At 36.7% G+C, this 25,082-nt stretch carries 27 protein-coding genes; 4 read left to right on the plus strand and 23 right to left on the minus strand.

All coding sequences use genetic code 11. The features are described from left to right. The 5 genes from ACPWSR_RS04620 to ACPWSR_RS04640 form a co-directional block, all read right to left on the minus strand. Nucleotides 1–3,096, minus strand: coding sequence for an alpha-mannosidase (locus ACPWSR_RS04620; RefSeq protein ID WP_426350536.1), 3,096 nt, complete (start codon nucleotides 3,094–3,096; stop codon nucleotides 1–3). Nucleotides 3,097–3,187: 91 nt separating this feature from the next. Then, a complete protein-coding gene (locus ACPWSR_RS04625; RefSeq protein WP_426350537.1) occupies nucleotides 3,188–4,609 on the minus strand; it encodes an ABC transporter substrate-binding protein in 1,422 nt (473 codons plus the stop codon). A gap of 32 nt (nucleotides 4,610–4,641) precedes the next feature. Beyond that, a complete protein-coding gene (locus ACPWSR_RS04630; protein WP_426350538.1) occupies nucleotides 4,642–5,562 on the minus strand; it encodes a carbohydrate ABC transporter permease in 921 nt (306 codons plus the stop codon). Between the two features lie 16 nt (nucleotides 5,563–5,578). After that, nucleotides 5,579–6,568, minus strand: coding sequence for an ABC transporter permease (locus ACPWSR_RS04635; protein WP_426350539.1), 990 nt, complete (start codon nucleotides 6,566–6,568; stop codon nucleotides 5,579–5,581). 323 nt (nucleotides 6,569–6,891) lie between these two features. Further along, on the minus strand, nucleotides 6,892–7,638 hold the full coding sequence (locus ACPWSR_RS04640) for a peptidylprolyl isomerase (RefSeq protein WP_426350540.1): 747 nt from the start codon (nucleotides 7,636–7,638) through the stop codon (nucleotides 6,892–6,894). A gap of 315 nt (nucleotides 7,639–7,953) precedes the next feature. Here ACPWSR_RS04640 and bcp point away from each other — a divergent pair, with 315 nt between their 5' ends. Beyond that, on the plus strand, nucleotides 7,954–8,424 hold the full coding sequence (bcp, locus tag ACPWSR_RS04645) for a thioredoxin-dependent thiol peroxidase (protein ID WP_426350541.1): 471 nt from the start codon (nucleotides 7,954–7,956) through the stop codon (nucleotides 8,422–8,424). Between the two features lie 579 nt (nucleotides 8,425–9,003). On the opposite strand, the gene ACPWSR_RS04650 is transcribed toward bcp, so the two are convergent. After that, entirely contained in the window at nucleotides 9,004–9,198 is a 195-nt protein-coding gene (locus ACPWSR_RS04650; RefSeq protein WP_426350542.1) for a hypothetical protein, read from the minus strand. Between the two features lie 336 nt (nucleotides 9,199–9,534). Then, on the minus strand, nucleotides 9,535–10,224 hold the full coding sequence (locus ACPWSR_RS04655; protein ID WP_426350543.1) for a rhomboid family intramembrane serine protease: 690 nt from the start codon (nucleotides 10,222–10,224) through the stop codon (nucleotides 9,535–9,537). 453 nt (nucleotides 10,225–10,677) lie between these two features. Here ACPWSR_RS04655 and ACPWSR_RS04660 point away from each other — a divergent pair, with 453 nt between their 5' ends. Further along, nucleotides 10,678–11,043 (plus strand): PepSY domain-containing protein, encoded by a 366-nt coding sequence (locus ACPWSR_RS04660; protein WP_426350544.1) that lies wholly within the window; start codon nucleotides 10,678–10,680, stop codon nucleotides 11,041–11,043. Nucleotides 11,044–11,242: 199 nt separating this feature from the next. Here ACPWSR_RS04660 and ACPWSR_RS04665 read toward each other — a convergent pair whose 3' ends face one another. From ACPWSR_RS04665 to ACPWSR_RS04705, 9 genes are all read right to left on the minus strand, one after another. Then, nucleotides 11,243–12,133, minus strand: a complete 891-nt coding sequence (locus ACPWSR_RS04665) for an IS3 family transposase (RefSeq protein WP_426351345.1) — start codon at nucleotides 12,131–12,133, stop codon at nucleotides 11,243–11,245. After that, entirely contained in the window at nucleotides 12,103–12,396 is a 294-nt protein-coding gene (locus ACPWSR_RS04670; protein ID WP_426350120.1) for a transposase, read from the minus strand. Before ACPWSR_RS04670 ends, ACPWSR_RS04665 begins: the two co-directional genes overlap by 31 nt. A 294-nt stretch (nucleotides 12,397–12,690) precedes the next feature. After that, nucleotides 12,691–13,275, minus strand: coding sequence for a chromate transporter (locus ACPWSR_RS04675; protein WP_426350545.1), 585 nt, complete (start codon nucleotides 13,273–13,275; stop codon nucleotides 12,691–12,693). Continuing rightward, nucleotides 13,272–13,817, minus strand: a complete 546-nt coding sequence (locus ACPWSR_RS04680; RefSeq protein WP_426350546.1) for a chromate transporter — start codon at nucleotides 13,815–13,817, stop codon at nucleotides 13,272–13,274. The genes ACPWSR_RS04675 and ACPWSR_RS04680 overlap by 4 nt, the downstream gene beginning before the upstream one ends. 229 nt (nucleotides 13,818–14,046) lie before the next feature. After that, the gene (locus tag ACPWSR_RS04685; RefSeq protein ID WP_426350547.1) at nucleotides 14,047–14,220 is read right to left on the minus strand and encodes a hypothetical protein; all 174 of its coding nucleotides are present in this window, start codon (nucleotides 14,218–14,220) and stop codon (nucleotides 14,047–14,049) included. A gap of 99 nt (nucleotides 14,221–14,319) precedes the next feature. After that, entirely contained in the window at nucleotides 14,320–14,709 is a 390-nt protein-coding gene (locus ACPWSR_RS04690) for a hypothetical protein (RefSeq protein ID WP_426350548.1), read from the minus strand. A gap of 108 nt (nucleotides 14,710–14,817) precedes the next feature. Beyond that, nucleotides 14,818–15,393, minus strand: coding sequence for a manganese catalase family protein (locus ACPWSR_RS04695; protein WP_426350549.1), 576 nt, complete (start codon nucleotides 15,391–15,393; stop codon nucleotides 14,818–14,820). 15 nt (nucleotides 15,394–15,408) lie between these two features. Further along, nucleotides 15,409–15,702 carry a spore coat protein CotJB gene (locus tag ACPWSR_RS04700; protein WP_426350550.1) on the minus strand — a complete coding sequence of 98 codons (294 nt, stop codon included), beginning with the start codon at nucleotides 15,700–15,702 and terminating at the stop codon, nucleotides 15,409–15,411. Further along, the gene (locus tag ACPWSR_RS04705) at nucleotides 15,692–15,853 is read right to left on the minus strand and encodes a spore coat associated protein CotJA (protein ID WP_426350551.1); all 162 of its coding nucleotides are present in this window, start codon (nucleotides 15,851–15,853) and stop codon (nucleotides 15,692–15,694) included. Before ACPWSR_RS04705 ends, ACPWSR_RS04700 begins: the two co-directional genes overlap by 11 nt. Nucleotides 15,854–16,230: 377 nt before the next feature. Here ACPWSR_RS04705 and ACPWSR_RS04710 point away from each other — a divergent pair, with 377 nt between their 5' ends. Then, nucleotides 16,231–17,148, plus strand: coding sequence for an LCP family protein (locus ACPWSR_RS04710; protein ID WP_426350552.1), 918 nt, complete (start codon nucleotides 16,231–16,233; stop codon nucleotides 17,146–17,148). Between the two features lie 126 nt (nucleotides 17,149–17,274). Then, on the plus strand, nucleotides 17,275–17,739 hold the full coding sequence (locus ACPWSR_RS04715; RefSeq protein WP_426350553.1) for a pyridoxamine 5'-phosphate oxidase family protein: 465 nt from the start codon (nucleotides 17,275–17,277) through the stop codon (nucleotides 17,737–17,739). Between the two features lie 66 nt (nucleotides 17,740–17,805). On the opposite strand, the gene ACPWSR_RS04720 is transcribed toward ACPWSR_RS04715, so the two are convergent. The 7 genes from ACPWSR_RS04720 to ACPWSR_RS04750 all read right to left on the minus strand — a co-directional run bounded on the left by ACPWSR_RS04720 (nucleotide 17,806) and on the right by ACPWSR_RS04750 (nucleotide 25,041). Continuing rightward, complete coding sequence (locus ACPWSR_RS04720) at nucleotides 17,806–18,540, minus strand: ABC transporter permease (protein ID WP_426350554.1); 735 nt, start codon at nucleotides 18,538–18,540, stop codon at nucleotides 17,806–17,808. Continuing rightward, a complete protein-coding gene (locus tag ACPWSR_RS04725) occupies nucleotides 18,540–19,268 on the minus strand; it encodes an ABC transporter ATP-binding protein (protein WP_426350555.1) in 729 nt (242 codons plus the stop codon). The genes ACPWSR_RS04720 and ACPWSR_RS04725 overlap by 1 nt, the downstream gene beginning before the upstream one ends. Before the next feature lie 57 nt (nucleotides 19,269–19,325). After that, the gene (locus ACPWSR_RS04730; protein WP_426350556.1) at nucleotides 19,326–19,775 is read right to left on the minus strand and encodes a helix-turn-helix domain-containing protein; all 450 of its coding nucleotides are present in this window, start codon (nucleotides 19,773–19,775) and stop codon (nucleotides 19,326–19,328) included. Between the two features lie 304 nt (nucleotides 19,776–20,079). Beyond that, nucleotides 20,080–20,937 carry a DegV family protein gene (locus ACPWSR_RS04735; protein WP_426350557.1) on the minus strand — a complete coding sequence of 286 codons (858 nt, stop codon included), beginning with the start codon at nucleotides 20,935–20,937 and terminating at the stop codon, nucleotides 20,080–20,082. 500 nt (nucleotides 20,938–21,437) lie between these two features. Next, complete coding sequence (locus ACPWSR_RS04740) at nucleotides 21,438–22,577, minus strand: glycerate kinase (protein ID WP_426350558.1); 1,140 nt, start codon at nucleotides 22,575–22,577, stop codon at nucleotides 21,438–21,440. A 14-nt stretch (nucleotides 22,578–22,591) separates the two neighbouring features. Further along, nucleotides 22,592–23,842: a GntP family permease gene (locus ACPWSR_RS04745; protein ID WP_426350559.1), complete on the minus strand. Its 1,251-nt coding sequence runs from the start codon at nucleotides 23,840–23,842 to the stop codon at nucleotides 22,592–22,594. 128 nt (nucleotides 23,843–23,970) lie between these two features. After that, nucleotides 23,971–25,041, minus strand: coding sequence for a CdaR family transcriptional regulator (locus ACPWSR_RS04750; RefSeq protein ID WP_426350560.1), 1,071 nt, complete (start codon nucleotides 25,039–25,041; stop codon nucleotides 23,971–23,973). Nucleotides 25,042–25,082: the final 41 nt, after the last annotated feature.

Consider the following 25,082-nt stretch of genomic DNA (forward strand, 5'->3'; position numbering starts at 1 on the left):
TTACAGCTCCACCCTTATGGTCTTGATTTCATAAGGCTTAAAGGTGAGGCTTATATCTTTATCTGTAAACTCTAGGTCCTTTTCCTTCTCTTCCATAAGGTTACATTCTACCGCCTGCTTAAACACCTCATTGAAGGATAGCTTAGCCTTTGTCAGGGCATTTTCACTTTCATAAAGCCTTATGATAACACCTCTACCATCCTCTGCTTCCTTGATGGTTTCAATGATTATATTCTTCTTATCTACATGTGCAAGGGAATATTCCTTATTATCAGCTCCTCCCTGTACAGCCAGGACCTCTTGATTCAGCTTATAGCTTTCCTGAAGGGTTTCTCCTGTCTTCCAGTCTCCTCCATGAGGATAAAGGGAATAGGTGAAGTAATGCTCCTCATAATCAGCCATAGGGTTTGGCTCTATACCTGATTTAATCAGTGAAAGTCCTATGTTTCCATCCTTAACGGAGTAACCATACTTGCAATCATTTAGAAGGCTCACACCATAATGGCCTTCAGAAAGGTCTATCCACTTCTGTCCACCGCTCTCAAATCTAGCCATATCCCAGCTGGTATTTCTGTGAGTCTTTCTCTTAAGATTACCAAACTGTATATCAAAGGTAGCTTCATCGGTGTGAACAGCTACTGGGAAGTGAACCTTCAATAGATGCTGATGCTCCTTCCAGTCCACATAGGTTTCAAAATCAATCCTTCTGCTATCCTTATAGAAGTGAATCTTCTGCACTATCCTTGAATTGCTAATTTCTCTTTCTAGCTTCAGGGTAGCTCTAACCTCTCCTAAATCAATCCATTCCATAGAGGAAAGCTCTTCTACCGGCCAGGATTTTTCTGTATAGTACATATCAATATCCCAAGCATCATAATAAATAGGCTTATCCTCATACATCATCATGAGATTTCCCTTCATATTTTCTTGAAGGATTTCTCTATCGTATTCCTTATCATAAATGGAGGTAAACAATCCTTTTTCATCAAGCTTTATAGTGTAGTAAGGCGTCTCCAGGGTATATTTATCCTCAGGGATAAGCTGATAATTTTCTACAGAGCTTACATCAGCTAATCTATAATGCCTGTAGCCCTTAGATGGCAGATTTTTAACATAAGCCACTGCACCGTCCTCTGTAGCTTGAACAGGATATTCGTTACCCTCTCCATCCAGAAGAACCTTCCCATTACAGCTTGGAAGCTTAACAATATCACTTCTATTAAAGCCAAGAGTGTTTACAAGGGTTATCCCTTCCTTGCTCTCTGTAAGAGCCTCAAGTCTTTTATTTATGAGCTCCTGGAGCTTTTCTTTAATCCTCTGATATTCCTCCTTTGTTACATCATAGACACCCTTTATAGAGGTACCTGGCAGAATATCATGGAACTGATTTAGAAGGACTGTCTTCCAAAGTGCATGGATATCCTCTCCTGGATAAGCTATTTTATCCTTGGTGAGTATTGATAAGAGCTCTAGATCCATAAGACCCAGCTCACTCTTTCTGTTTCCTCTCTTATTTCTTCCCATGGAAGTGAGGGTTCCTCGATGATATTCAAAGTAGAATTCTCCTTCCCAGACCTCCAGGCGCTTATTATCTATAACTCTATCCTTAAGCTCATCAAAGTATTTTAGAGCCCCTTCCTGTCTAACCATAGGAATGCCCTTAACACCCTTTTCCATCCTCTTAGATATCTCAAGCATTTCTCTAGTAGGACCTCCACCTCCATCACCGTAGCCGTAGGAGATGAGGATATCATTATTAAGCTGCTTATTCTGATAGCGCTTCCAGCCACCCATGATAGAATCTGGATGAAGCATACCATTATAGGTAGTGAAGAAGTCCTCAGTGCTCTGTCCCACCCCAGTAGTACTGATAAAGTGAGTTAGAACCTCGGAGCCATCAATACCTCTCCAGAGGAAGGTGTCGTTTGGCATCTTATCTATTTGATTCCAGGAAAGCTTAGTGGTCATGAAATAGTCTATACCACTTTTTTTCATTATCTGAGGCAGGGCACCGGAATAGCCAAAGACATCAGGAAGCCATAGGATACGGTTATCAACCCCAAACTCATTTTTAAAGAAGGACTTTCCATAAAGGAACTGTCTAACTAGGGACTCACCAGAGGTAAGATTGGTGTCAGCCTCAAGCCACATACCCCCTTCAGCCTCCCACCTTCCCTCTAAAACTCTTTCCTTCACTCTTTCATAGAGGTCAGGATATCTTTCCTTAAGGAAGTCATAGAGTACAGGCTGACTGGACATAAATTTATAATTAGGATATTCCTCCATGAGCTTCAGAACTGTGGCAAAGCTTCTACCAACCTTTTCTCTAGTCTGCTCTACTGTCCACCACCAGGCCACATCAATATGAGTATGACCTATACAGGTGGCAATTATATCCCTGTAGCCTGCCATATCCTCATAAAGAGCCTTCTTTATATGGTTCAGAGCCTTGTCTACAGATTCATAGAACTCCTCTGAATAAGGACTCCTTAAATCTAAAATATTTACTGTATCATTAAGTACCTTTTCAATCTCATACCTTGTTTTATCATCCTTCTCCATCCTGGAAAATGCCCATAAAGGTACCTGAAGATCGTAATACAGCTCTTTTATTCTAGAGTCTTCTTCGTATATATGGGTTATTAGATTGAACTCAGAGTGAAGTGTGCCAGTATAAGACTGAAGGTCAAGCTTAACCTTTTCTCCTGGAACAGCCTTATCAAAGAGCTTCACCTCTCTATGATTCATATCGATTCCCTGAACAGGACTACCATTTACGAAAATCAGAAACTGAGGATTCTTTCCGTCATCCCATTCATTAATCTGGGTGCTTACATGAAGCCATAGCTCTCTATCCTTAAATTCCTCAGGTACTACAAGCTCTGTCTGAAACCAGTAATGCTCATCAGGACCATACCAGTGCATGGTCTTTTCATTAAAATCCTCCCAGGATGGCTGACTATTTTCTGCCTGCTCTGGGGATATGAAGTTTCCTTTTTTATATTTCCAGTTTTCTAATGTGTGCTTATCTTTTATCTTTAAACGCCTTAATTCGTCACAGATAACCTGAATTCTTTTATCTATAAAGTACATCATATGCTTCTATCCCTTCCTTATAATCTATATAAAGAAGGAGTCATGACAAATTATATTTGTTACAACTCCTTCGCTTTTAAAATATTACAGCTTAAAATGCCTCATCAATTTGAGCCTGAGCCTCATCTATTATCTTCTGCATTCCAGCCTTGTTCATCTCTTCAACCATAGCCTTTACTATAACTGCAGGATCCTTAGCTCCTGTATTAACCTCACTCCTGTATCTGTTGTATATCTCAATACAGTTAGCAAGCTCATCAGCTACTGGTTCAGTATCAAAGGTGAAACCTAGAAGTACAGAACCCTTTGCATTTTCATTAAGCTCTTTAACCTCATCCCATTGATTAAACTCTTCTTCCACAGTCTGAGAAACGGTGAAGAAGCTCGCTTGGGTATAACCAGCCATTGGCCAATCAGTATTTAATTTCTTTACCTTACCATCTACATATTCAAAGTTGTCACCTTCAAGACCAAAATAGAAGGCATCTCTTAGCTTTGTATCCATATTTAGTAGCTGTAGGAACTTTAAAGCTTCCTCTGGATGCTCTGAGCTAGCAGATATAGCATTTAATGAACCTCTAACTGTATCGTTGGATACTATAGTTTCTCCATACTGTACAGCAATTGCCTCTACTCCGAGTTGTGGACCCCAAACAGTTTTTGCAGCAGAGCTCCAACCCTGAGCTACAGAAACAGCCTTATAAGAAGGATTTTCCACAAGGGTAGGTGCATCAGCATTGATTATTCCTTCCTTATACCATTGATGAAGTGTATTAAGCTCCTTTAACACCTCTTCTTCCTCGAAGATATTTACAACCTTGCGGCTTTCATCATCAAATCTAACTCCTAATGCAGGAAGTCCTGAGCCTATCTGATCATAGTTCATTCCATAAAGGAGGTAACCAGTGTTACTAAGTATGAAAGGATTTATATTCTCACCTTCTTTAACCTTCTTTAATGGCTCGGTTAAGTCGGATAATTCATCAACACTGTCTACGTCTATGGAATACTTATCAACTATGCTCTTATCATAAATAAAATATTGAGTAACTGAGCTGTCCTTATAGGTAGGAACAGAGTAAATTTTACCATTTACCTTTACAGCATCCCAGTAATCTGATGGTATAGAAGCATAAAGGTCTGGGCTTTCTGATTCTACTAGTTCAGTTATATCAGCAAAAGCTCCAAGGGCTACGTCGTTAGTATAGGTTCCAACGTTGGTAAAGAGTATGTCATAGTCTTCATTAGTGTTAACTATAACATTTCTTCTGGATTCCCAGTCACCCCAGGATACTACTTCCATTTCTATATGTACTCCTATTTTTTCTTCTAGATACTTATTTACTTCTTCCTTCCACTGATCATAATTTGTAGGCATTCCGCTTCCTACGGTAACCCATTTTAAGGTTACAATATCGCCATCAGCTCCGCCATCACCATTATTTGAGGAACAGCCTGAAAGCACTCCTACAAAGAGGAATAAGGAAAATATAATTGATAATACTTTCTTCATAATTACAACTCCTTTATATTTTTTATATTTTTTTATCCTTTAACAGCTCCGATGGTTAAACCGGAGATAAAGTACTTCTGGAAAAATGGATAAGCACAGGCAATAGGTATAACTATAATTATTGCAATTGCCATTCTCACACCCTCTGTAGGCATCTGGCTCAAATACTGCTGCATAGAGAGTCCTGCCGTAGGATTACTAGCAATATACTCTATATTGCTCTGCATATTGTTGAGCAGGGCCTGAAGAGAGACAAGGTTCTTATCCGTTACATAAAGAGAAGCCTGGAACCAATCATTCCAATAACCAAAGCTTAAAAATAGCCCCAAGGTAGCAAGGACAGGCTTTGAAATAGGTAATACTATCCTTAAAAAAATGTCAAATTGTGAAGCTCCCTCTATCTTTGCTGATTCAATTATAGAATCAGGAATGGTTGTCTTAAAAAAGGTCTTACTGATGATGATATTGAAGGAGGACACAGCTAAGGGCAGTATAAGAGCCCACATACTATTTCTAAGTCCTAAAACCTGAGTGTTTATTACATAGGAAGCCACAAGACCCCCATTAAAAATCATGGGTATAAATACTACCCAGGTAAAGAAACCCTGAAGCTTGTAATTCCTTCTTGAAAGAACATAGCCCATGGTAGTGGTAAGTACTAATCCAATAATTGTCCCAAGTACCGTTACCAGCACAGATATTAATAAGGCCTGAAGAATTGTACCACTTTCATTGAGCAAAAATTCATAGGCTGCTGTAGAAAACATCTTAGGTATGAATTTATAGCCATAGGCCGCAAGTGATGACTCTGCGGATATGGAAATCATAAACACAAAGATAACAGGTACTATGCAAATGGCTGCCAGAATTATAAACAGCAGATTGAAAAGCAGATTAACAGGCTTGCTTATACGGCTCAGGACATTAACAGTATTTTCTTCTGTTTTATTCATTTATTCCCTCACCTCCCTAAATAATTGCGCTGTCTTCATCAATCTTTTTTATAACCCAGTTAGCTGAAAGGATAGCAATACAGCAGGTTACAGATTGGAATAGGGACGCCGCCGCAGTTCTTCCAATGGTTACACCAGAACGAAGAGCATTATAAATATAAGTATCAAAGGTAGATGCAACATTATACAGGGAGCTAGGTACCCTCTGAGTAATTTGATAGAAGAGCCCGAAATCTGAGTAGAAAATCCTACCTACACTCAAGATGAACATCATCACTATTATAGGCTTCAAGCATGGAAGGGTTATGTATTTTACCTGCTGCCATTTAGTTGCTCCATCGATCATAGCAGCCTCATAATAGGTTGAATCAATCCCTGTAATACTTGCAAGATATACTACCATGCTGTAGCCTACAGTTTTCCATAGATTCATGAACACAAGAATATAAGGCCAGTACTTCGCTTCCATGTACCACTGAATAGGTTCCTTTCCAAAAAACACCATAATCTGGTTAAGCAGTCCTTTATCAGGGCTTAAGAAAGCATAGACAAAGTAGCTAACAACTACCCATGACATAAAATGGGGAAAGAAAAGCATAGTCTGATAGGTCTTCGATGCCTTCCTGCTGTGTATCATGCTGATCATTATAGCCAGGGAAACAGGAATTACAATTCCCAGAATTATAAACACAATATTGTAGCCTACAGTATTTCTTAAAAGCATAGTAAAAGAATTAGATTCCAAAAAGAATTTAAAATTTTTAAAGCCAGCCCAATCACTCTTAAGAAGACTGTAGATAAAGCCTCTCCCTGGAGAAATCTTATAATTTTTAAAGGCTATAACTAGTCCAAACATAGGAAGATAAGAAAAGGCTATAAACCATATAAAGGTAGGAAGCCCCAAAATAGTTAATTCTGTGTCTTCTTTTGTCCACTTCTTTCTCTTAGCCTTTATAACGGCACTCTTATCCTTAGCCTTTATAACTGTGCTATCGATTTTTTCCATAGCCTCACCCCTCTTTATTTTTCTAGTAGAACAGTTATCGACTTTATTATAACTTTAAGAAAATTTTGTAAAAAGTATCGTTAGAACGTTTACAGTATAAAAAGGATAGTTTTTGGAATCTTTTACATATTATTAAAAATATTCTCATACCGGACACAAAAAAACAGCAATAATATATGAAATATTACTGCTGCTTTATAGCTTTTACATATGGTTCTTTTTATGTTTCTTTTTATGTTTCGCAAATAAACTTAGTGCTTATCAGCCTTCACCTTCATAATCAAAGGACAAGCTTTTTTATTATTAAGCGATTACTGATAGAATTAATAATACTTAACTCCGTATTTCTCAGTAAGCTCTTCTATCATATTAGAGAAGTGCTTTGTTCTCTTTTCTTGAATTAGCTGCTGAGCTACCTGTCCTTGAACTTCATCAAAAGACTTTGCAGCCTGCTCCTTCTTGTCTTCAACCTTTATTAAATGATAGCCGAATTGTGTCTTAACAGGCTCTGACAATTCTCCTACGGACATAGCAAAGGCCGCATTCTCAAATTCAGGTACCATCATACCTCTGGAGAATTCACCTAGACTTCCTCCTTGCTCCTTGGATGGACAGCTGGAATACTGCATAGCAGCATCTTCAAAGGATAGCTTACCAGCCTTTATATCATTATAAAGCTCCTTTGCCTGCTCCTCTGAATCTACAAGGATATGCTTTGCATTAACCATTGGTGGCTCAACAAAAGCTTCCTTATTGCTTTCATAATAAGCTCTAACATCCTCTGGAGATATCTGAACTCCTTCAAAAAGCTTATTTATAGTATATTGAGTAAGAAAATCCTTTTCCATAGCCTGAAGCTGAGCCTTATACTCCTCGCTCTGGTTAAGGTTCAACTCCTTACCCTTGTTATACATAAGCTCAAAGGATACCATTTCTCTTAATAATTGGTTTCTACCCTGTGGTGTATTTAAATACCCTCTGTTTTCTTGAGGATATCTTGCAATTAATCTAGTAACATCCTCTTCTGTTATATTTACTCCATTTACAGTGGCTAATACTTTATTATCCATCTTTACTCTCCTTTATATTTTAATGCACCAAATCCTTCAAATGCATCAAATAGTAATGTAGTAGCGTGTCTCTATATATAGTATCTCAAAAGACACTATTACTATCATACCATAAGGCAGCCTCATATATGAAACAATTATGAGAACTTTCTTCCTTTGATTTTTTAGATAACTCATGTGACAGGCACATGAGTTATTTGATTTTTTTAAAGTTTATTCTATAATACATATTAAAGACTAAACCTCTTCCTTTAAGAAAATGCTATTAACAATATACATACAGGAAAAGATGAAGAAAAATTAGGAGGTAATCACATGGAAAAATTCTCATTTGAAGGAATACAGGCTCCAGACTTTACCCTACCTGGCTCAGATGGTAAAGATCACAGCCTTAAGGATTATAGAGGAAAGAAGGTCATCCTATACTTTTATCCCAAGGATAACACTCCTGGCTGCACCAGAGAAGCAGTTGCATTCAAGGAAAATAACGATACTCTCAAGGAAAGCAACGCTGTAATTCTCGGTATCAGCAGAGATTCCGTTGCCTGCCACAACAGATTCATACAAAAATTCGAACTCCCCTTTGTCCTACTAAGCGACGAAAACTCCAAGGCCTGCGAGCTTTACGGAGTTCTAAAGGAAAAAAATATGTTCGGCAAAAAATCCATAGGCATCGAAAGAAGCACCTTCATAATTAATGAAGAAGGCACCATTATAAAGGAATACCGAAAGGTTAAGGTAGATCCACACTTAGGTGAGATAATGGAGTTTTTGAAGGGTATTTAAGTAACGGTATAGAGCTACCATATGCTTATTAATAACTAAATATTATATATAAAAAAATTACACTAATGGTAGTGTAATTTTTTTATATACTGGGCCAATCATTTGTATTGGTTCAAATTACTCAGAATATTTAACGATAAGTCTTAACATAGTATGTATTCGAATGTTCCCTTTGTAACGCCTTTTTATTCTTTTACTCACATTATTATTGATATTCATTATTAATATTTCTATATTTCTTCTTACTTTTTTCACCCATTTATCAAAAACATGTCGAAATATAGTATAATTATAATGGGGTGATAAATTGAAATTATTTATTTGTACAGTAGATTTACTGTTTTCATTGTTCGTAACTATAATAACTTTTATAAGACTCGGCCTTTTATTAGCAGGTTATTCTTTGCCTCCATTAATTGACAAAGTATGTGACCTTTTAATCATTGTGGTACTAGTTTCAACATTAATTAGTTGGAGAATGAGAATAAGGGACAACTAGTCTCTTATTTATTCTTTAAATAATCCTTTAAATAATTCTTTTAAGTAAAATTTTTATTTAATTATAAATATGATACTTTTTTAGTTATCTTGTGATTTATAGCTCTTTTTATATATTAGGTATCCCCAAAAAGCTACTACTGCAGCTAAATAATAGATAGCCTGCATTATATTAACAGATTCGTTACTACTTAATACAATCCCCATAACAATTCCACCCAGGATAAATGTACCAAAGGCTAATGCTAAAGCCTTTATAACTACCAAATATTTCATAATTATACCTCCTCTAGAATCAACACTTAAACATTTCTATAAACTTGCTTAATTTCCTTTATTTGTTTGATGCTGATTAGTTTATAGATTAATACTATTAATTATTCTTTTAGTTAAATAACAAAGCTCATCTATAAGACTTAATTGTAGGCATAATAAAAGCACTCACCAATTTCACTCAGTAAGCGCCTTTATAATACAAGTTTCCACTCTTAACTCTTAGCTCTTCCCTTAGCCCTGCCCTTATCTTTTCACTCTTAGTTTTTAGTTCTTAACTCTTACTTCTGCTCCTATCTTTTAACTCTTAGCTCTTACTTCTTATCTCTTAGTTAGACATTAATCTTCCCTCATCCTCTCCCTTTTCAATCTTTCCTTTTCCGCCTGCCTCATCTGCCTTCTAAAATTACTCTGTACAGATCCATATCTCCTCTTATTCTGGATATAATCAATAAAGTCCTTACCAAAGAATATAAAGAAATTAATCAGAGATGCAATTACAGCTGCTCTTTGACCCCAGGTTCCATTTACTAAGGTTATTATAAAATAGAACCAGTCAAGGTAAGCAAGCCACTTTACCTTTATTGGTATAAGAAAGAACAGACGAACCTCTACATCAGGATAAAGATATGCAAAGGCCAAGAATAATGAAAGATTTAAATAAGTAGGAGTTCCAAATCCTGTAATCATACCAGCAATTATTATACCTATTATTCCACAGAGATAATAAAGATTAAACCTAAAGGTTCCCCAGTGATACTCCAAAGTATTTCCTATCATAATGTAAAAATAGGAAGCTAAAAATAATGAGAAAAGCCCACTGAATTCTGGCATAAAAATGAAGGTAATGATTCTCCATACCTCTCCTCTTTTAATAAGCTCAGGGCTGAAGTATAAATAAGACTGTACATCTATTTGCATAAAATTCTCCAGAAGATATACAAGAACTGTAATACCAATAACATACTGCATTAGATTTTCTATAGCGAATCTAGAGTACTTTCTCTCTAGCTTGTTCAACCACTTCATAATAAAAACACTCCCTTATAAAAATTTAAATTACACTTTTTTAAAGGCTACAACTTTTATCAAAGACTACAAAGGATTATACACATATCCATTTTTATAAACTGCTTCCTTACATAATATAAAAATAAGCCTAATATGATAAATAGTACCATTAATTTAATTATACCAAATATATTATCTATCTTAAATTATATCCAAAAAAATAAAAGGTAATAATTAGTAACTATATTTTTTTAGATATTACAGCACTAATTCAATAAATTTACGTATTAATATATGAATAACTTTATAAATATATAGCATAGTATTTGGAAATTATAAGCCATTATGTTATTGTATATTACGACGATAACTTTAATAATATTATTTAATAATTCCTTTTATGGTTAATAATATTATTGAAATTTTATTTTGCAAGGTTAAAATATTAATGGGGTGATTGTAGTGAAAAAAATGAAAATAAAAGCACCAAAGGTTAAGAACATAAATACTAAATCTTTATTTAAAGATAAAAAAGCAGCTTCCGCTATAGGAGTTATCTCTGTACTTGCAGTTGCTGGTGCTGCTATAGGCTTAACTAAAGCACTTAAAAACACAGATATAGGAAAGAGAACAGCCAAGAACATTGCTTTAGACCACGCAGGTCTTCTGGAGAAAAACGTTCAGATAATCACAAGCAAGCTTTCCGCCAATGACAATGACTTCTTCTACAACGTAAGCTTTATTTCAAAAGGAAAAATATACAACTACGAAATAGATGCCCGCAGCGGCGACATCCTTGGCTACAATAGCATGGACACAAGAAAAGAACTAGAATAACAAAAAACAACGTAGCTACGAGGCTTCCTTTAAACCTCCTAGCTACGTTTCTTATTTCTCGCCTTTTCATCTCTTACCTATCTTTCAACTCTTACTTCTTACTTCCTACCTCTTAGATGCCTTTTATCTCTTAGCTCTGCTCTTTTGCTCTTTTGTTCTTTGCTCTTATCTTTTATCTTTTCTCTTTTCTCGAAACATGTCAAGAAAAAGAAACACTAGAAAGAGTTAAAACTTCAAAATATTCGTTAGGTACCTTATAGCCGATACCAGAATGAAGACGAGATGAATTGTAGTATAGCTCTATATACGCAACTATCCGTCTTGTAGCATCATCTTTCCCGAGCTGCCCTATATCAGGAAGCTCAGTTCGTAGTGTCTTCCAGAAGCTCTCTATAGGCTGATTGTCGTTAGGAGTACCAGGACGGGACATACTCTTAAGGAAGCCACTTCTTTCAATAAGATCCTTTGTCTTTATAGCTGTATACTGACAGCCTCTATCGCTGTGGTAGATCGCTCCTTTGGGTAGTTTAGGGTTGCGTCCAATAGCCATTCTGAAGGCCTCCTGAACCAAGTCCTGTCTCTGGTGACCTGCTATATCCCACCCAACAAGTCGTCGAGTAGCAACATCAATTATTCCGCACATATAGATTTTGCCGCTCCTGCATCTCAGCTCGCAAATATCAGAGCACCACAGGGCATTTGCCTGCGTTACCAAAAACTTATCTTTACACAGGTTTTCCTCTATGTACTGCTCTTCAGTTGGCTTAGGCCTCCTATTTTTTCTTTTGCGGCCAGCTTTCGCTGCAAGCCCGTTCATTTTCAGAATCCTGGCTACCCTATTCTCACTAACCCGTATATCCTGCAAAGCAAGAGCTTTGCGTATGCGAATTCTACCGTAATTACCATTGTTTGTTTTGAAACAATTAATTACGGCTTCTTCCTCTCTGATTTTTTCACTCTCTACCTGTTTCCTTGACCTATAGAAGGCGCTCCTTGACACTCCTAACAATCGGCATACCATGCTGGTGTCATACCCTTTAAGCTCTCGCCTCGCAAACTCTAATTTTTTTCTGGGTTTTTCGCAAAGTATGCCGCTGCTTTTTTTAGAATTTCATTTTCCATCCTAAGTCGTTCGTTTTCCTTTTTCAGCTTATTCAGCTCTGCATCCGCAGGCTTTTGATGTCCTGATCCCACAAACGCTTCGTCTCCGTATGTCTGATATTCATCTATCCACCTATACAGCATTACCAAATTAATCCCGAATTTCTCAGCAACTACAGCATGCTTGATACCGTCCTTTATCACCAGTTCACATGCCTGTATTTTAAACTTCTTTGAGTACTTTCTTGCCATATTTTCACACCCCTTGAGTTAATTATATTTTTATCTCTTCCGGGTGTCTACTTTCATTATACAAGTTTCCTCTTTGCTCTTTTCTCTTTTCTCTGCTCTTTTACCTCTTACCTATTGGCTCCCAGCCCAATAATCCCCCTATTAGCCCTCAGCTAATAATTTACCTCTTCTCTTTTGTCTTTTGCCCTTCAACTCTTAGCTCTTAGTTATCTTTTACCTCTTACCTTTTACCTTTTAGCTCTTCTCTATTCTCTATTCTCTATTCTCTATTCTCTATTCTCTATTCTCTAGATTCTACGCTCCTCCAAACCCAAACACAGCCCCTATTATCCCCGATGCCACAATATAAAACACCGGATGGAGCTTTTTCGTTTTATTATTTACGGAAGTTAGGTAATAAATTATTATAGCCAGTATTATTCCCTTCCAATTAAATAAATCCAATACTCTTCCTGTTTCCTTGTATAGATTCACCTGAAATATTGCTAATAGTATCACGGTGAAGCCTGCTGCTCCTATGAGTCCTGTGGAGGCTGGCCGGAGACCATAAAAAGTATCATTTACATAGTCATTATTTCTAAAGGCCTTTAAAAACCTTGCAATAATCAGCACTATTATTATAGATGGAGTTATAAGTCCAATAGTTGCAATTAGTGCTCCTAGGATTCCCCCAGAGGTATAGCCTACATAGGTGGCCATGTTAACCCCCACAGGACCTGGAGTGGATTCTGATATGGCAATCATATCTGCCAGCTGACTATGGGTAAACCACCCGGTTTTATCTGATATATTATATAAGAAAGGCAAGGTAGCCATTCCACCACCAACGGCAAAGAGTCCCGTCTTAAAAAATTCAAAAAAAAGCTGAAGATATATCATTTAACCTCCCTCCTTTTAAGACGGCTTATTACTATCCCTGCTGCTCCAGCAAAAATAACAAACAATATTGGTGAAAGGTCTGTAAGTATACCCCCTAAAAGCACCAGTAAGAATATAACCATCGTAGCTTTATCCACCACAGAGCTTTTCCAAAGCTTAATCACTGCATTAAATATAAGAACAGCAACGCAAACCCTAACTCCTGCAAAAGCGTTCTTTACCACAGGAAGATCTGAAAAATTGCTTATAAATGCAGCTATAACAGTAATGATCACTAAAGAAGGAAACACCACCCCTAGGGTTGCCATAATTCCTCCCAGCCAGCCTTTATTTTTTTCTCCTATAAAGGTTGCTGTATTCACTGCTATAACTCCAGGAGTGCATTGTCCTATAGCATAATAATCCATGAGCTCCTCATCAGTAGCCCATCCTTTTTTCTCCACAACCTCTCTTTGAAGTATAGGAAGCATGGCGTAGCCTCCTCCAAAGGTTAAAACACCTATCCTGGCAAAGGTAAAAAACAAATTTAATAATTCCTTCATTCATTCCCCTCATCTTTCTTCGAAGTATTACAATAGATTTTACTATATTTACAAAATTAATATCAGTATGATATATTCTTATACCATTAATATTAGATTATCATATATTAATAATAAAAATACACAATAAGAATAGCTCTGCTACATTAATTTACTTATAGTAAAAGAAAATGAGGTTACCTAATTTGGCAATCTCATTTTCTATCTTTATATAAAATACTTCTTATCTCTATATATTGTTTACTTCAAGGATAATCATTGCAGAATATTCAGTAGAAAACAACCCACTACTTACGCCGTATTGAATATCCTCAACTTTATATTCTGTATCCTTTAAAAATTTGTTTACCTCTTCCATAAGCATATGCTTATTATCATTGCCAAAAACTCTTATCTCTTTCAAATGTATCCCACCCTTAATTTTATGTATAGAACTAATTATATCATTTTTAGATAAGTTTATAATATTTTCCAACAAGGATCTCTTTTCATTTATATATTTTTATTTACTTTCTAGCGAAACTAAAGAACCATCTATTTCTTCTGCAACTCGGTCACCTTGTACAAATTTTTCTTCTTTGATTTTTTTCTCAGTTACTCTATATTGCTTTTCTATTTCATTTTTATCACTAACATAAATCACTAGATCTGATGAATCCTTAGCAGCTTCAATTTTTCTTATTATCATTATATTTTCAGAAAGTCTTTTATCCTTTGCTTGACCTATTAATAGTCCGATACACATCCCGAGAGGAAGTCCAAAACATATCCCAAGACTCATATTATCAGGAAAAAAAATAGTCCCAAATATTATACCTCCTGAAACCCCGAAGCACATACCAAAACTCATATATAGTGTCATATATTTTTCCGTTGTGTTTTTATTCTTCATAGTAATCCCTCCCATTATCTATATATTACCATAAATTCAGTTAATTCACACTTATATAAAATTAAAAGAGGGGCATTTTAACCCCTCCTAGAACTCTTTAATCCGTTATTAATAAAATATATTCTTGCACTGATAGTGCTCTTGAACTTCATTTAAGGCTTCTCCAAATCTCTGGAAGTGAACTATTTCTCTCTGCCACAGGAAGCCTAAAGGCCTTAGAACATCAGGATCATTGGTCAGGTTCATAAGATGCTCATAGGTAGTTCTTGCCTTCTGTTCTGCTGCTAAGTCCTCATAAAGATCTGTAACAGGATCTCCTATAGACTGAATATAGGCTGCAGTCCAGGGTACTCCATTGGCATCGGAAGGATAAATTGCATGGTCATGCTGAGTATAAAAGCCTTCTAAGCCTGCTGCCTTAATCTCTGATGGTTTAGCTCCTTTCATAAGCTGATAAACCATAGTGCCTATCATTTCTAAGTGGGCCATTTCTTCTGTTCCTATATCATTGAGAAGTGCCTTTGTCTTCCCTGTAGGCATGCTGTACCTCTGGCTTAAGTATCTAAGAGCAGCGGATAATTCGCTGTCAGGTCCTCCTAGTTGCGCCATTATTGCCTTTGCCATCTTTAGGTCGCCTTTTTTTATATCCACAGGATGCTGTAATCTCTTTTCATATATCCACATATAGCTAACCTCCCCCTAATTTTCCCATGGCCAAGGATCATTGATGTAATTCCATTTTCCGTGTACTACAGACTCTCCAAAATTCTTGAGCTGACCATAATGCTTTTCGTACATCTCGTTGAGATTTCTAAGAGCCATGCTGATTGCCTTATAATCACAAACTGCTTGTTCATTATCTGGGAAGTTATCTATATAGAGGTTTAAATCCACAGCATAAAAGCTAACCTCCTGTATTCTTCTTAAGAGCTCATCTTTATCCATAGGGGTCTTTTCACAATGAAGAATCATATCTCTTTCTTTATCTCCCATCGTCTTCTCCTCCCCTCTTTTTATATGGACGCTCTCTATAGAGCTCTTTAAAGATAGTACCTTTTCTCAATGCTGTGCGTATATCAAACAGATCCCTATACTCCTGGGGAATCACATAAGCTTGTGCAAGCTTATATTTTTTTACAGTCATTTTACACCTCATATTCATTGTTATAAGTATATATTCCTTAATATATTATGGTGATGCTTCGCCATCAGTTACAGTTTTTTAGTTATTTGTTATAAGTTTTTCATTAATCTTATATTAGAACAAGGAAGTAAAACTTTTATCAAAAACACATTATATTAGTGAACATTCTATGAATTAAGAGTATAATTTAAAAAGAATATTATTTCTATTTTAAATACACTGAAATTCTATTTAGTAATTATAGAATATTTGCTATGGACATTTAAGTTAAGCAAGGAAGGAGAAAACTATTGGAAGATTTATATCGTATATAAATCGAAGAGAAATATACGCCTTTACAGGCAGCGTTATATAACTTTATAAAATTTTAGAAAGAGATGATAAATATGAAGGCTAAAACAGCTAAAAAGGCTGCCATAATAGGTTTATTTGCAATTATAGCAATTATCGCCTCAGGAGGGCTATACTTAAATAGTCTCCTTAATAAAACTCAGAAGGTAGATATCCCTACTGATGATAATTCCTTAGGAATTAAAGTTGAAGCAGCAGAAAAAGATAAGAAGGATATCTCAACCATCGCTTTATTCGGAATCGACGCTAAAAACGGTAATAGAGGAAGATCTGATGCAATTATGCTGTTAACTATTGATAACGAGAATAATAAAATTAAGCTTGCCTCTATAATGAGAGATTCTTATGTAAATATACCTGATAGAGGGATGGACAAGATAAATCACGCCTATTCTTATGGTGGCCCGGAGCTTGCCCTAAAAACTATCAACTCAAATTACGGCCTAAATATAAGAGATTATGCCACTGTAGACTTCACTACCCTACCTAACATAATAGACCAGTTAGGCGGAGTTTATATTGACGTGAAGAGCTATGAGGTTAACTATATACCAGGCGTTAAGGCTGCAGGGCTTCAGACCTTAAATGGCGAAAAGGCTCTAGCATACAGCAGAATAAGATATTCAGGCAATGGTGACTATGAAAGAACTGAAAGACAAAGGACTGTTCTCAATTCCCTATTCAATAAGATGGCGACTCTCAGCATCACAGAAGTACCAAAATACCTAAGTAACATGCTTCCATTCATTGAGACAAGCCTCTCCAACAGCGAAATATTATCCTTAGCCACAAACACCTTCACCATAAACAACTTCAACTTAACTCAAGCTCGCTTCCCAGAAGACGACCTAAGTCATGGCGAAACGATCAATGGAGTATGGTACCTAAGGTTTGACATAGAAGAAACCGCCAAACACCTTCAAAGCTTTATATATGAACAGTGACATGCGGGTGACAGGCACATGAGTTATGACTTATAGAATATATGAACAGTGACAGGCACATGAAATATTACTTATTATATAAACAGTGCCTGTCACCTGAATTATAACTTATTAAGGGGTGGTAAAATGTTTAAGGAAATGAGAAGGAAGGATAGAAAGCTTGAGCCTTCTGCTGCAGAAGAGATTTTGCAGAAAGGAGAATACGGAATACTCTCTACTATCGGAGAAAATGGATACCCTTATGGAGTTCCTGTGAATTATGCTTATTTCAATAATACTATAGCCTTTCATTGTGCCCCTGAGGGTCATAAGCTTGAGAATTTAGAGCATGAAAGCAAGGTTTCCTTTACCGTGGTGGGAAATACATGCCCTTTACCAGAAAAGTTCAGTACCAATTATGAAAGTGTTATAGTATTTGGACGCGTCCAGGAAGCATCAGAAGATGAAAAAGAAAATATTCTCCTGGAGATAATAAAAAAATATTCTCCAGACTTTGTTGATAGTGGAAAGGACTATATATCTAAAAGCTCTAAACACAGCAAAGTCTTTAAGATAAATATTGAACACATCAGTGGCAAGGGAAGAAAATAAGAAATTAAACTTAAAGCAAAAGGCATAGTTTCCATGATTAAATGGACTATGCCTTATTTAAATTAACTACTTACCATGCTTCATCCTTTTGCTGAAAACATAAATTGCAATTACAGTGATTACTATTCCATAGCCTAGTATCCACCAGATATGAGGAAATATATCAGCATAATTTCCACTGATAGCAGCCTTTCCCATATCCACACCATGAACAAAGGGTAAGAAGTAAGCAACCTTCTTGAAAGCACCACCTACCAAATCTAAATCAAACCAAGCTCCACTAAGCCAAGCAGTTAAGTTAGTGAGGAGGGCACCACAGATTCCACCAACCTGTTTATCATTAAATATACTTCCACATAAAAGACCCAAGGAAATAAATAACAATGCCATAGGTATAATCAGAATAATAGCAATTATAATAGACGGAGTTATTTCCATGCCGAGAATAATTGCAGTAATATAGCAGATAATCGCCTGTACTATTGCCATTGGCATGAGAGGCAATGTATAGCCTAATATAAACTCTGCAGAGCTCATGGGTGTTGTAAATAATCTTGCAAGGAACGAAGAGCTCCTGTCCTTGGATATTAATGTAGCCGAAAACAAGGTTATAAATGACAGTCCAAAGACAGCAATTCCAGGAGTCAGCTTATCTAGTTGAAATATATCTACAGGTACATTGCTTTGAATAGCAGTTAACAACAGCAGCAATATAATAGGAAAGCCTATTCCAAAGCCCAGGTTGATTGGATCTCTTAACATCTCCTTAGCATTTCTTCCAGCAAATACAATAAGCTTCATTATTTTCCCCCTCCTGTCACTAGCTTTACAAAGGAATCCTGAAAATTCTTTTCACCTGCAAGGGTTATAAGCTCTTCTGCTGTTCCTAATGCTTTTAATTTTCCATCCTTCATTATGTATATTCTATCTGATAGGGCTTCCGCTTCCTCTAGATAATGAGTAGTAAGAATAATTGTTACCTTACCCTTTAAGCCTTCAATCAGTGTCCATAAATCCTGCCTTGCCAGCACATCAAGGCCTAAGGTAGGCTCGTCCAGAAACAATATCTTAGGAGAACTGATAAGAGCCATGGCAATACTTAATCTTCTCTGCCACCCACCTGATAATGTCTTACTTTTTTGCTTTTCTATATCCTCCAGGGAAAACTCTTTTATTATTTCAGTAGCCTTCTCTCTTGCTTTCTTTGAATTAAAGCCATGTAATCCTGCCATAAGCTCTAGATTTTCTCTTACAGAAAGATTAGGTGCTATCGCTGTCTCCTGAGGGGAAACTCCAATAACCTCCTTAACCTTACTGGGTTCCTTGAGAATGCTGTGTCCAAGAAGAAAGGCTTCTCCTTTGGTAGGCTGGATAAGACAGGATAGAGCTTTAATCACTGTAGTTTTGCCAGCACCATTTACACCCAGGAGAGCAAAGAGCTCTCCTTCGCTTATTGAAAGGGTCAGATTATCTACAGCTACCTTGCTGCCATAGGCTTTTGTTAAGTTATTAATGTCTATTGCATTCATAATTCCCGCTCCTTTATCTACTTAACTAATCCCTGATTTAACAACTATATATATTAATTATTTACCGTCTTTATCACCTAGAATCCCAGCTACACCCATAAAATCTAAAATACCTCTTTCATGAACTATTGCTAGACCTCTATCCTCATCACCTAGGATCAGAAGCTTATCCCCTGATTCTATTTTAAATACCTCTCTGGCCCTTTTAGGTATTACTATTTGCCCTCTATCTCCTACTGTAACTGAGCCAAAGAAAAACTTCCCCTTAGGTGGAATAGGTACCCCTGCATCCTCCTGTGAATGGTTAACTAAATCATCTATAGTAACGTTGTATAGCTCTGCAAGAGCCATACAGCTTCTCAAGTCCGGATTGGTTTCATCATTTTCCCATTTAGCTACAGCCTGCCTTGAAACATTTATCCTTTCGGCAACCTCTTCCTGCGTTAGATGATTATATTTTCTTAGATGAATTAAATTCCTACCAATCATATTTATCATTCCTTTCATTTTTATTTTATCACTCTCAAAGTAATAGTCTATCAACCTAAAATAACATCTATGCATGTTTTAGTTGCATAAATTTGTCTTAATGTGGAGTATCATGTAAGGTGACTGTCACCATAGAAGTGAGAAAGTGTTCGCCTCTTATACATATAAAAAAACAAAATCACAAAGCAAAATTACAAGATCAAAATAGCAAAGCAGAATTACAAGTTCAAAATGACAAAGCAAAATAATAAGGGGCTGTCGCACTATTTTCTTAGTGAGACAGCCCCTTTATTTAGTATAATCATTTTAATGAAAGAATTATTTAAACCTCGCTTGTAAAACCTGCTATGCCAAATGCTTTTGGGCCACCGTGTGTGGTGATGACTCCACCGGCAGAAATCCAGTTTACTTTTTGGAATCCTAGTCCATAAGCTGCGTTAATTGCCTCTTCCTTTAATTCATCAGAAAAACCGATGGAGGATCCCATCCAAACTTCCTGTCGGTCAAGATTCTTTTCCTCCGTAAAATCATAAATGAGATTTAAGACCACCTTTTTCATTTTTCCTCGGTATTTCTTTGTAGCCTTCAAATATCCATCGATTAACTGAATTTTAGGATGAATACTCAGTAGATTTCCGCAGAGAGCAGATGCATTGCTCACTCTCCCACCTGCACTGAGATAATCCAAATTATATGGAGTGAAGCACATGCTCACAGAGCTTATAATTTCATTTGCAGCATCAACTACTTCTTTAACAGTCCACTCCGGATGCTTCTCTATCTCTTGAGCTAATCTAATAACTACTGCACACTGACCAAATGATACATTTTTGGTATCAATAAATGAAATACCTTCCCTTCCTTCTGATGCAATCACTGCACTTTGATAGGAACAGGTGGTTACTGCCGAATAAGCCATATATATAATATAGCTATCGGGATGTTTTTCGTTTATTTCATCAAATACCTTGTTAAAATCCTCCGGATTGCAACCACTAGTCTTAGGAATTTGCCCCGTCCTCTCGTAGTAAGAGCATACTTCTTCCGGTGGAAAGCTGCCATCATCCTTCATCACATCATCAAAGGTGACATGCATAGGCACCAGATAAATTCCATATTTATCCGCTAAAGCTTTAGGTATATCTGAACCAGTTTCTGCTATAATAACGTATCTATTCATATTTCCCTCCTAGCCAATCTATTTTGAATACTTCCATAATCTCTGAAGTTTTCTTATTTCCATATTTATTATCTTTTTAAAAAGAATAAGTATTAACTATAAAAACTTTCCTATAACTAATAGAAAAGGTATAACTATTCCATCTAATACTCTATACCTCTATACTACAAAAAATATCCTAATACATTTAAGATACCACATATATCTAAATTATCAAAATTTTTCTATCATCTTTTAATAATATTTATCTATTCTCTATGGTTTAGCAGCTACCTGTTATAATAATTCTGAAATATACCTAAAGCTTATTAACTATCTCCCTCTAGGGTATTAGATGATTTTTCTTACTTCTATTGTGACATTCACCCAGCTCAGTACTAAATCTATCGTGAAACAGAGTCAAAAAAAGAGAAGGCTTATGCTTATCAAAAGTAAATTATGATAAGCATTAAAAAAACTTAGCCTTCCCTTCTTTTTATTTAGTTTTCTATTTTACTGTACTATTCTGTTTTACTAATGGAAAGAATTCTCATTATACTTTCAGCAGCTCTTTCTAAATTTTCCTTACCATCTATCAGAGCTTTGTTCAGCTCTAAGGCTTCTGGAAGGATTCCTATTATAGAGTTGATTCCATGATTATATAAAACCTCACTACCCTGGCCGACTCTTCCCGCAAAGGCTATTACAGGAACTCCCTGTTTTTTTGACACTTGAGCTACTCCAAATGGAGTTTTACCGTTTATTGTTTGGGAATCTATGCTGCCTTCCCCAGTAAATACATAAGAGGCGCCTTTAACCTTTTCCACAAGGGAAGTATATTCTACAACCAGCTCTACACCACTTTTAAGCTCTGCTTTGAGGATTGCCTTCAGGGAAGCTCCAAGACCACCTGCAGCTCCTCCCCCTGGAACCTGTGCTATGTCTATACCTAATTCCTGCTTTATAACCTCAGCAAAATGGGTAAGATTCTTATCAAGGATTTCCACCATTTCTACTGTTGCCCCTTTTTGAGGACCAAAAACTGCTGATGCTCCATTTTTTCCAATGAGAGGATTGGTTACATCACAAGCAACCTGGATATTGGTCTCTAGGATTCTTTTATCCAACCCCTGGATGTCTATTCTTTTTAACCTATCTAAGGCTCCTCCTCCAAAGGGAAGCTCCATGCCAGCTTCATCAAGAAGCTTTATACCTAACGCCTGAAGCATTCCTGCCCCTCCATCATTGGTAGCGCTTCCTCCTATTCCTATGAGGATATTCTTAACCCCTCTGTTTAGGGCTTCTTTAATTAAAACTCCTGTACCATAAGAGGTTGTGATCAGTGGATTTCTCTTTTCTAAAGGAACCAGATGAAGTCCACTGGCTGCAGCCATTTCAATAACTGCACCCTGACCTCCTCCTAAAAGTCCAAAGGAAGCCTTTATCTCATTGCCTAAGGGTGCTATGGTACTTACCTCAACCAGTTCTCCATCTGTAGCATCTATAAGAGATTGAACGGTACCTTCTCCTCCATCTGCCATGGGAACCTTTATACACTCCGCCTCAGGAAATACTCTTTTTATTCCTCTTTCCATGGCATCACAGGCTTCTTTTGCTGTCATACTCTCCTTAAAGGAATCCGGTGCCAATACTATCTTCATTTTCAAAACCTCCACTAGAAAATCAATCCGAATATGATTGTTGAAGCTACTGTCATCACAAGTCCTATAATAGATTCAAAGGCTATAAGCTTTAGCCTTTCCTTCATATCCATAAATACACTACCTCCAGTAGCATGGAAGAAGCTACCGTGTGGAAGATGATCTAGCACTGTAGCACCAGAATGTATCATACCCGCTGCATTTAATGGATTAACCCCAAGACCTGTAATAGTAGGTCCAAATACTGTACTTCCTACTGCTGTACCAGAGGTGGTAGAAGCTGTGGCTCCAGACATTAATATACCTGCTATAGGCGCTAATGCAAAGGCTGGAAGCCCTAGTACATTTATCATATCTATTATAACATCCTTAAGACCTGAGTTACTAATAATGCCGGCGAGGGTTCCTGTACCTAAAAGAAGTATAGCCACTCCTCCCATTTTTCCAATTCCAAAGGAAGCATATTCATTAATTTTTTTAATCTTTCCCATAGCTATAGCTCCCACAATACCTCCTACTGGAAGCGCTATTAATGGATCAATTGCTATATCAAAGAGAGGTCTTAGCGATAATATAATTATTGCAGTTAAGGGACCTACGATTGCTGCTATAAAGCTTGGCTTCTCTTTCGATTCTGCAGGAATTTCTTGAGCAGTCACAGGAGAACCTTTTCCTTTAAGCTTCCTAGCAATTACACAGGTAACTATAAAACCAAATATTGCTGGTACTATACCTGCTGTCATAACTGACGTTAATGGTACCTGAAAAGCATCTGAAGCAGCTATGGCATTAGGATTTGGAGACATCATATTTCCAGCCTTTCCTCCACCTATCATAGCAATGAGTATACCAGTTTTAGTTATGTTAGCTTTTTTTGCTATGGCAAGAGCTATTGGTGCAACTGTTATTACTGATACATCTATAAATACTCCAACCATGGTTAACACCATTGTAGCTAAGGATAATGCTACTAAAGAATTAGCTTCTCCAAGCTTGTCCACAATTGTTTCCGCGATTTTAGCTGCTGCACCTGATTCTATAAGTACACCTGCTAAAACTCCCGCTGTTAATATTCTAAGAACCGCAGGCATCATACCTTTTGCGCCTTCTATCATAAAAGCTACCGTGTCGGTAAGACCGGCTCCCCCTACAAGACCACCTACTATAGCTCCTACTATAAGTCCATAAGTAGGATGTACCTTTTTAATAATTAAAATAATTGCAACTACCAGAGCAACTATTGCTCCTAAGGCTGTTATTTGCATCTTTTGTTCCCCCTATAACCTTTTTGTTTTCGTTTACACTGATTATTCTATACCTTAAATATTAAATAATCATCATGCATTTATAAAATGTTTAAGAGCATTCTTTTGTGCATTTGAACAAAAAGGATTTACTTATATAATTTGTATATTATATAAGCAGTAAATAGCCTGAGGAGATCTCCATAGCTTTTAGGATTCAAGCCAGTAATTTCATTTATCCTCTGTAATCTATAATTTAAGGAGTTCCTATGTAGATGCATTTCCTGAGCAGTTTTATTAAGCTCACCGTTATTATAAAAATAGCAGGCAAAGGTCTTTATAAGCTCAACTTCCTTTCCCTCTTCCTCTAAGGACTTCATGATTCCTATATACTTTTCTTTATTTTTTATAGAACTCAATGCTTCTATCATGTCCATTTCCTCGTAGGTGGAGCTGTACTTCTTTAGCTCTAAGCGTTTAATGAGATTCCCTGTCCACAGTGCCTCCTTTACGGATTTACCTATGTAATCCTCTGCATTCCCCATGGTTACTATATAGTTTCCCTTGTCAGAGAGCTCTTCTTTCATAATTCTAAGTCTTTTCTCTAGCCTTATATCCTTTTTTAACAGAAGAATTGAAGTATTGGTGTCCATGGTAATAATATATTCCTGAGCCATTAAAAAGGCTTCTAGCTTACTTTTAGGCAGGACAGTCCCTGTTCTTCTACTTACAGCCACGGCAATGCGAGGCAGCTTTAAATCAATACCTAGGTTGATAGCAGCCTTTATAAACTCCTGAGAATACTCATCTACAGAGAAAGCCCATTGATATAGCACTTCTTCCTTTTTCTTCTCTCTTTTTCTTCTTTCTATAAAAACACTCTCCTGCTTTATAAGAAGCTCTGCTGTTACTGTAACCAATGATGCAAGAGGTTTTACTTCATCAGGTGCTCCACTTATCCCTATGACACCCATTATTTCATCATTAAAATATATAGGCATATTTACTCCAGGCTTCACCGATTCCTGTTCCTCATAAACCTCAATAAGTATGCGATTATTCAAGGCTTCAACAGCTCCTTTATGCTGTTTTCCAAGCCTGCCCTTATCTCCACTTCCGATGATTATACCCTTAGAATCCATTATGTTTACATTGTATGGTATAACCTCCATCATCTTATCCACAATGGCCTGCGCCATTTCCTCTGTTAATGAAAGCATTTTTATCACATCCTGTTTTTTCCTTTAACTTAGCTTAAATT

The organism is Alloiococcus sp. CFN-8 (genome assembly GCF_049943125.1).
Lineage (GTDB): Bacteria > Bacillota > Clostridia > Clostridiales > Clostridiaceae > JAEXZL01.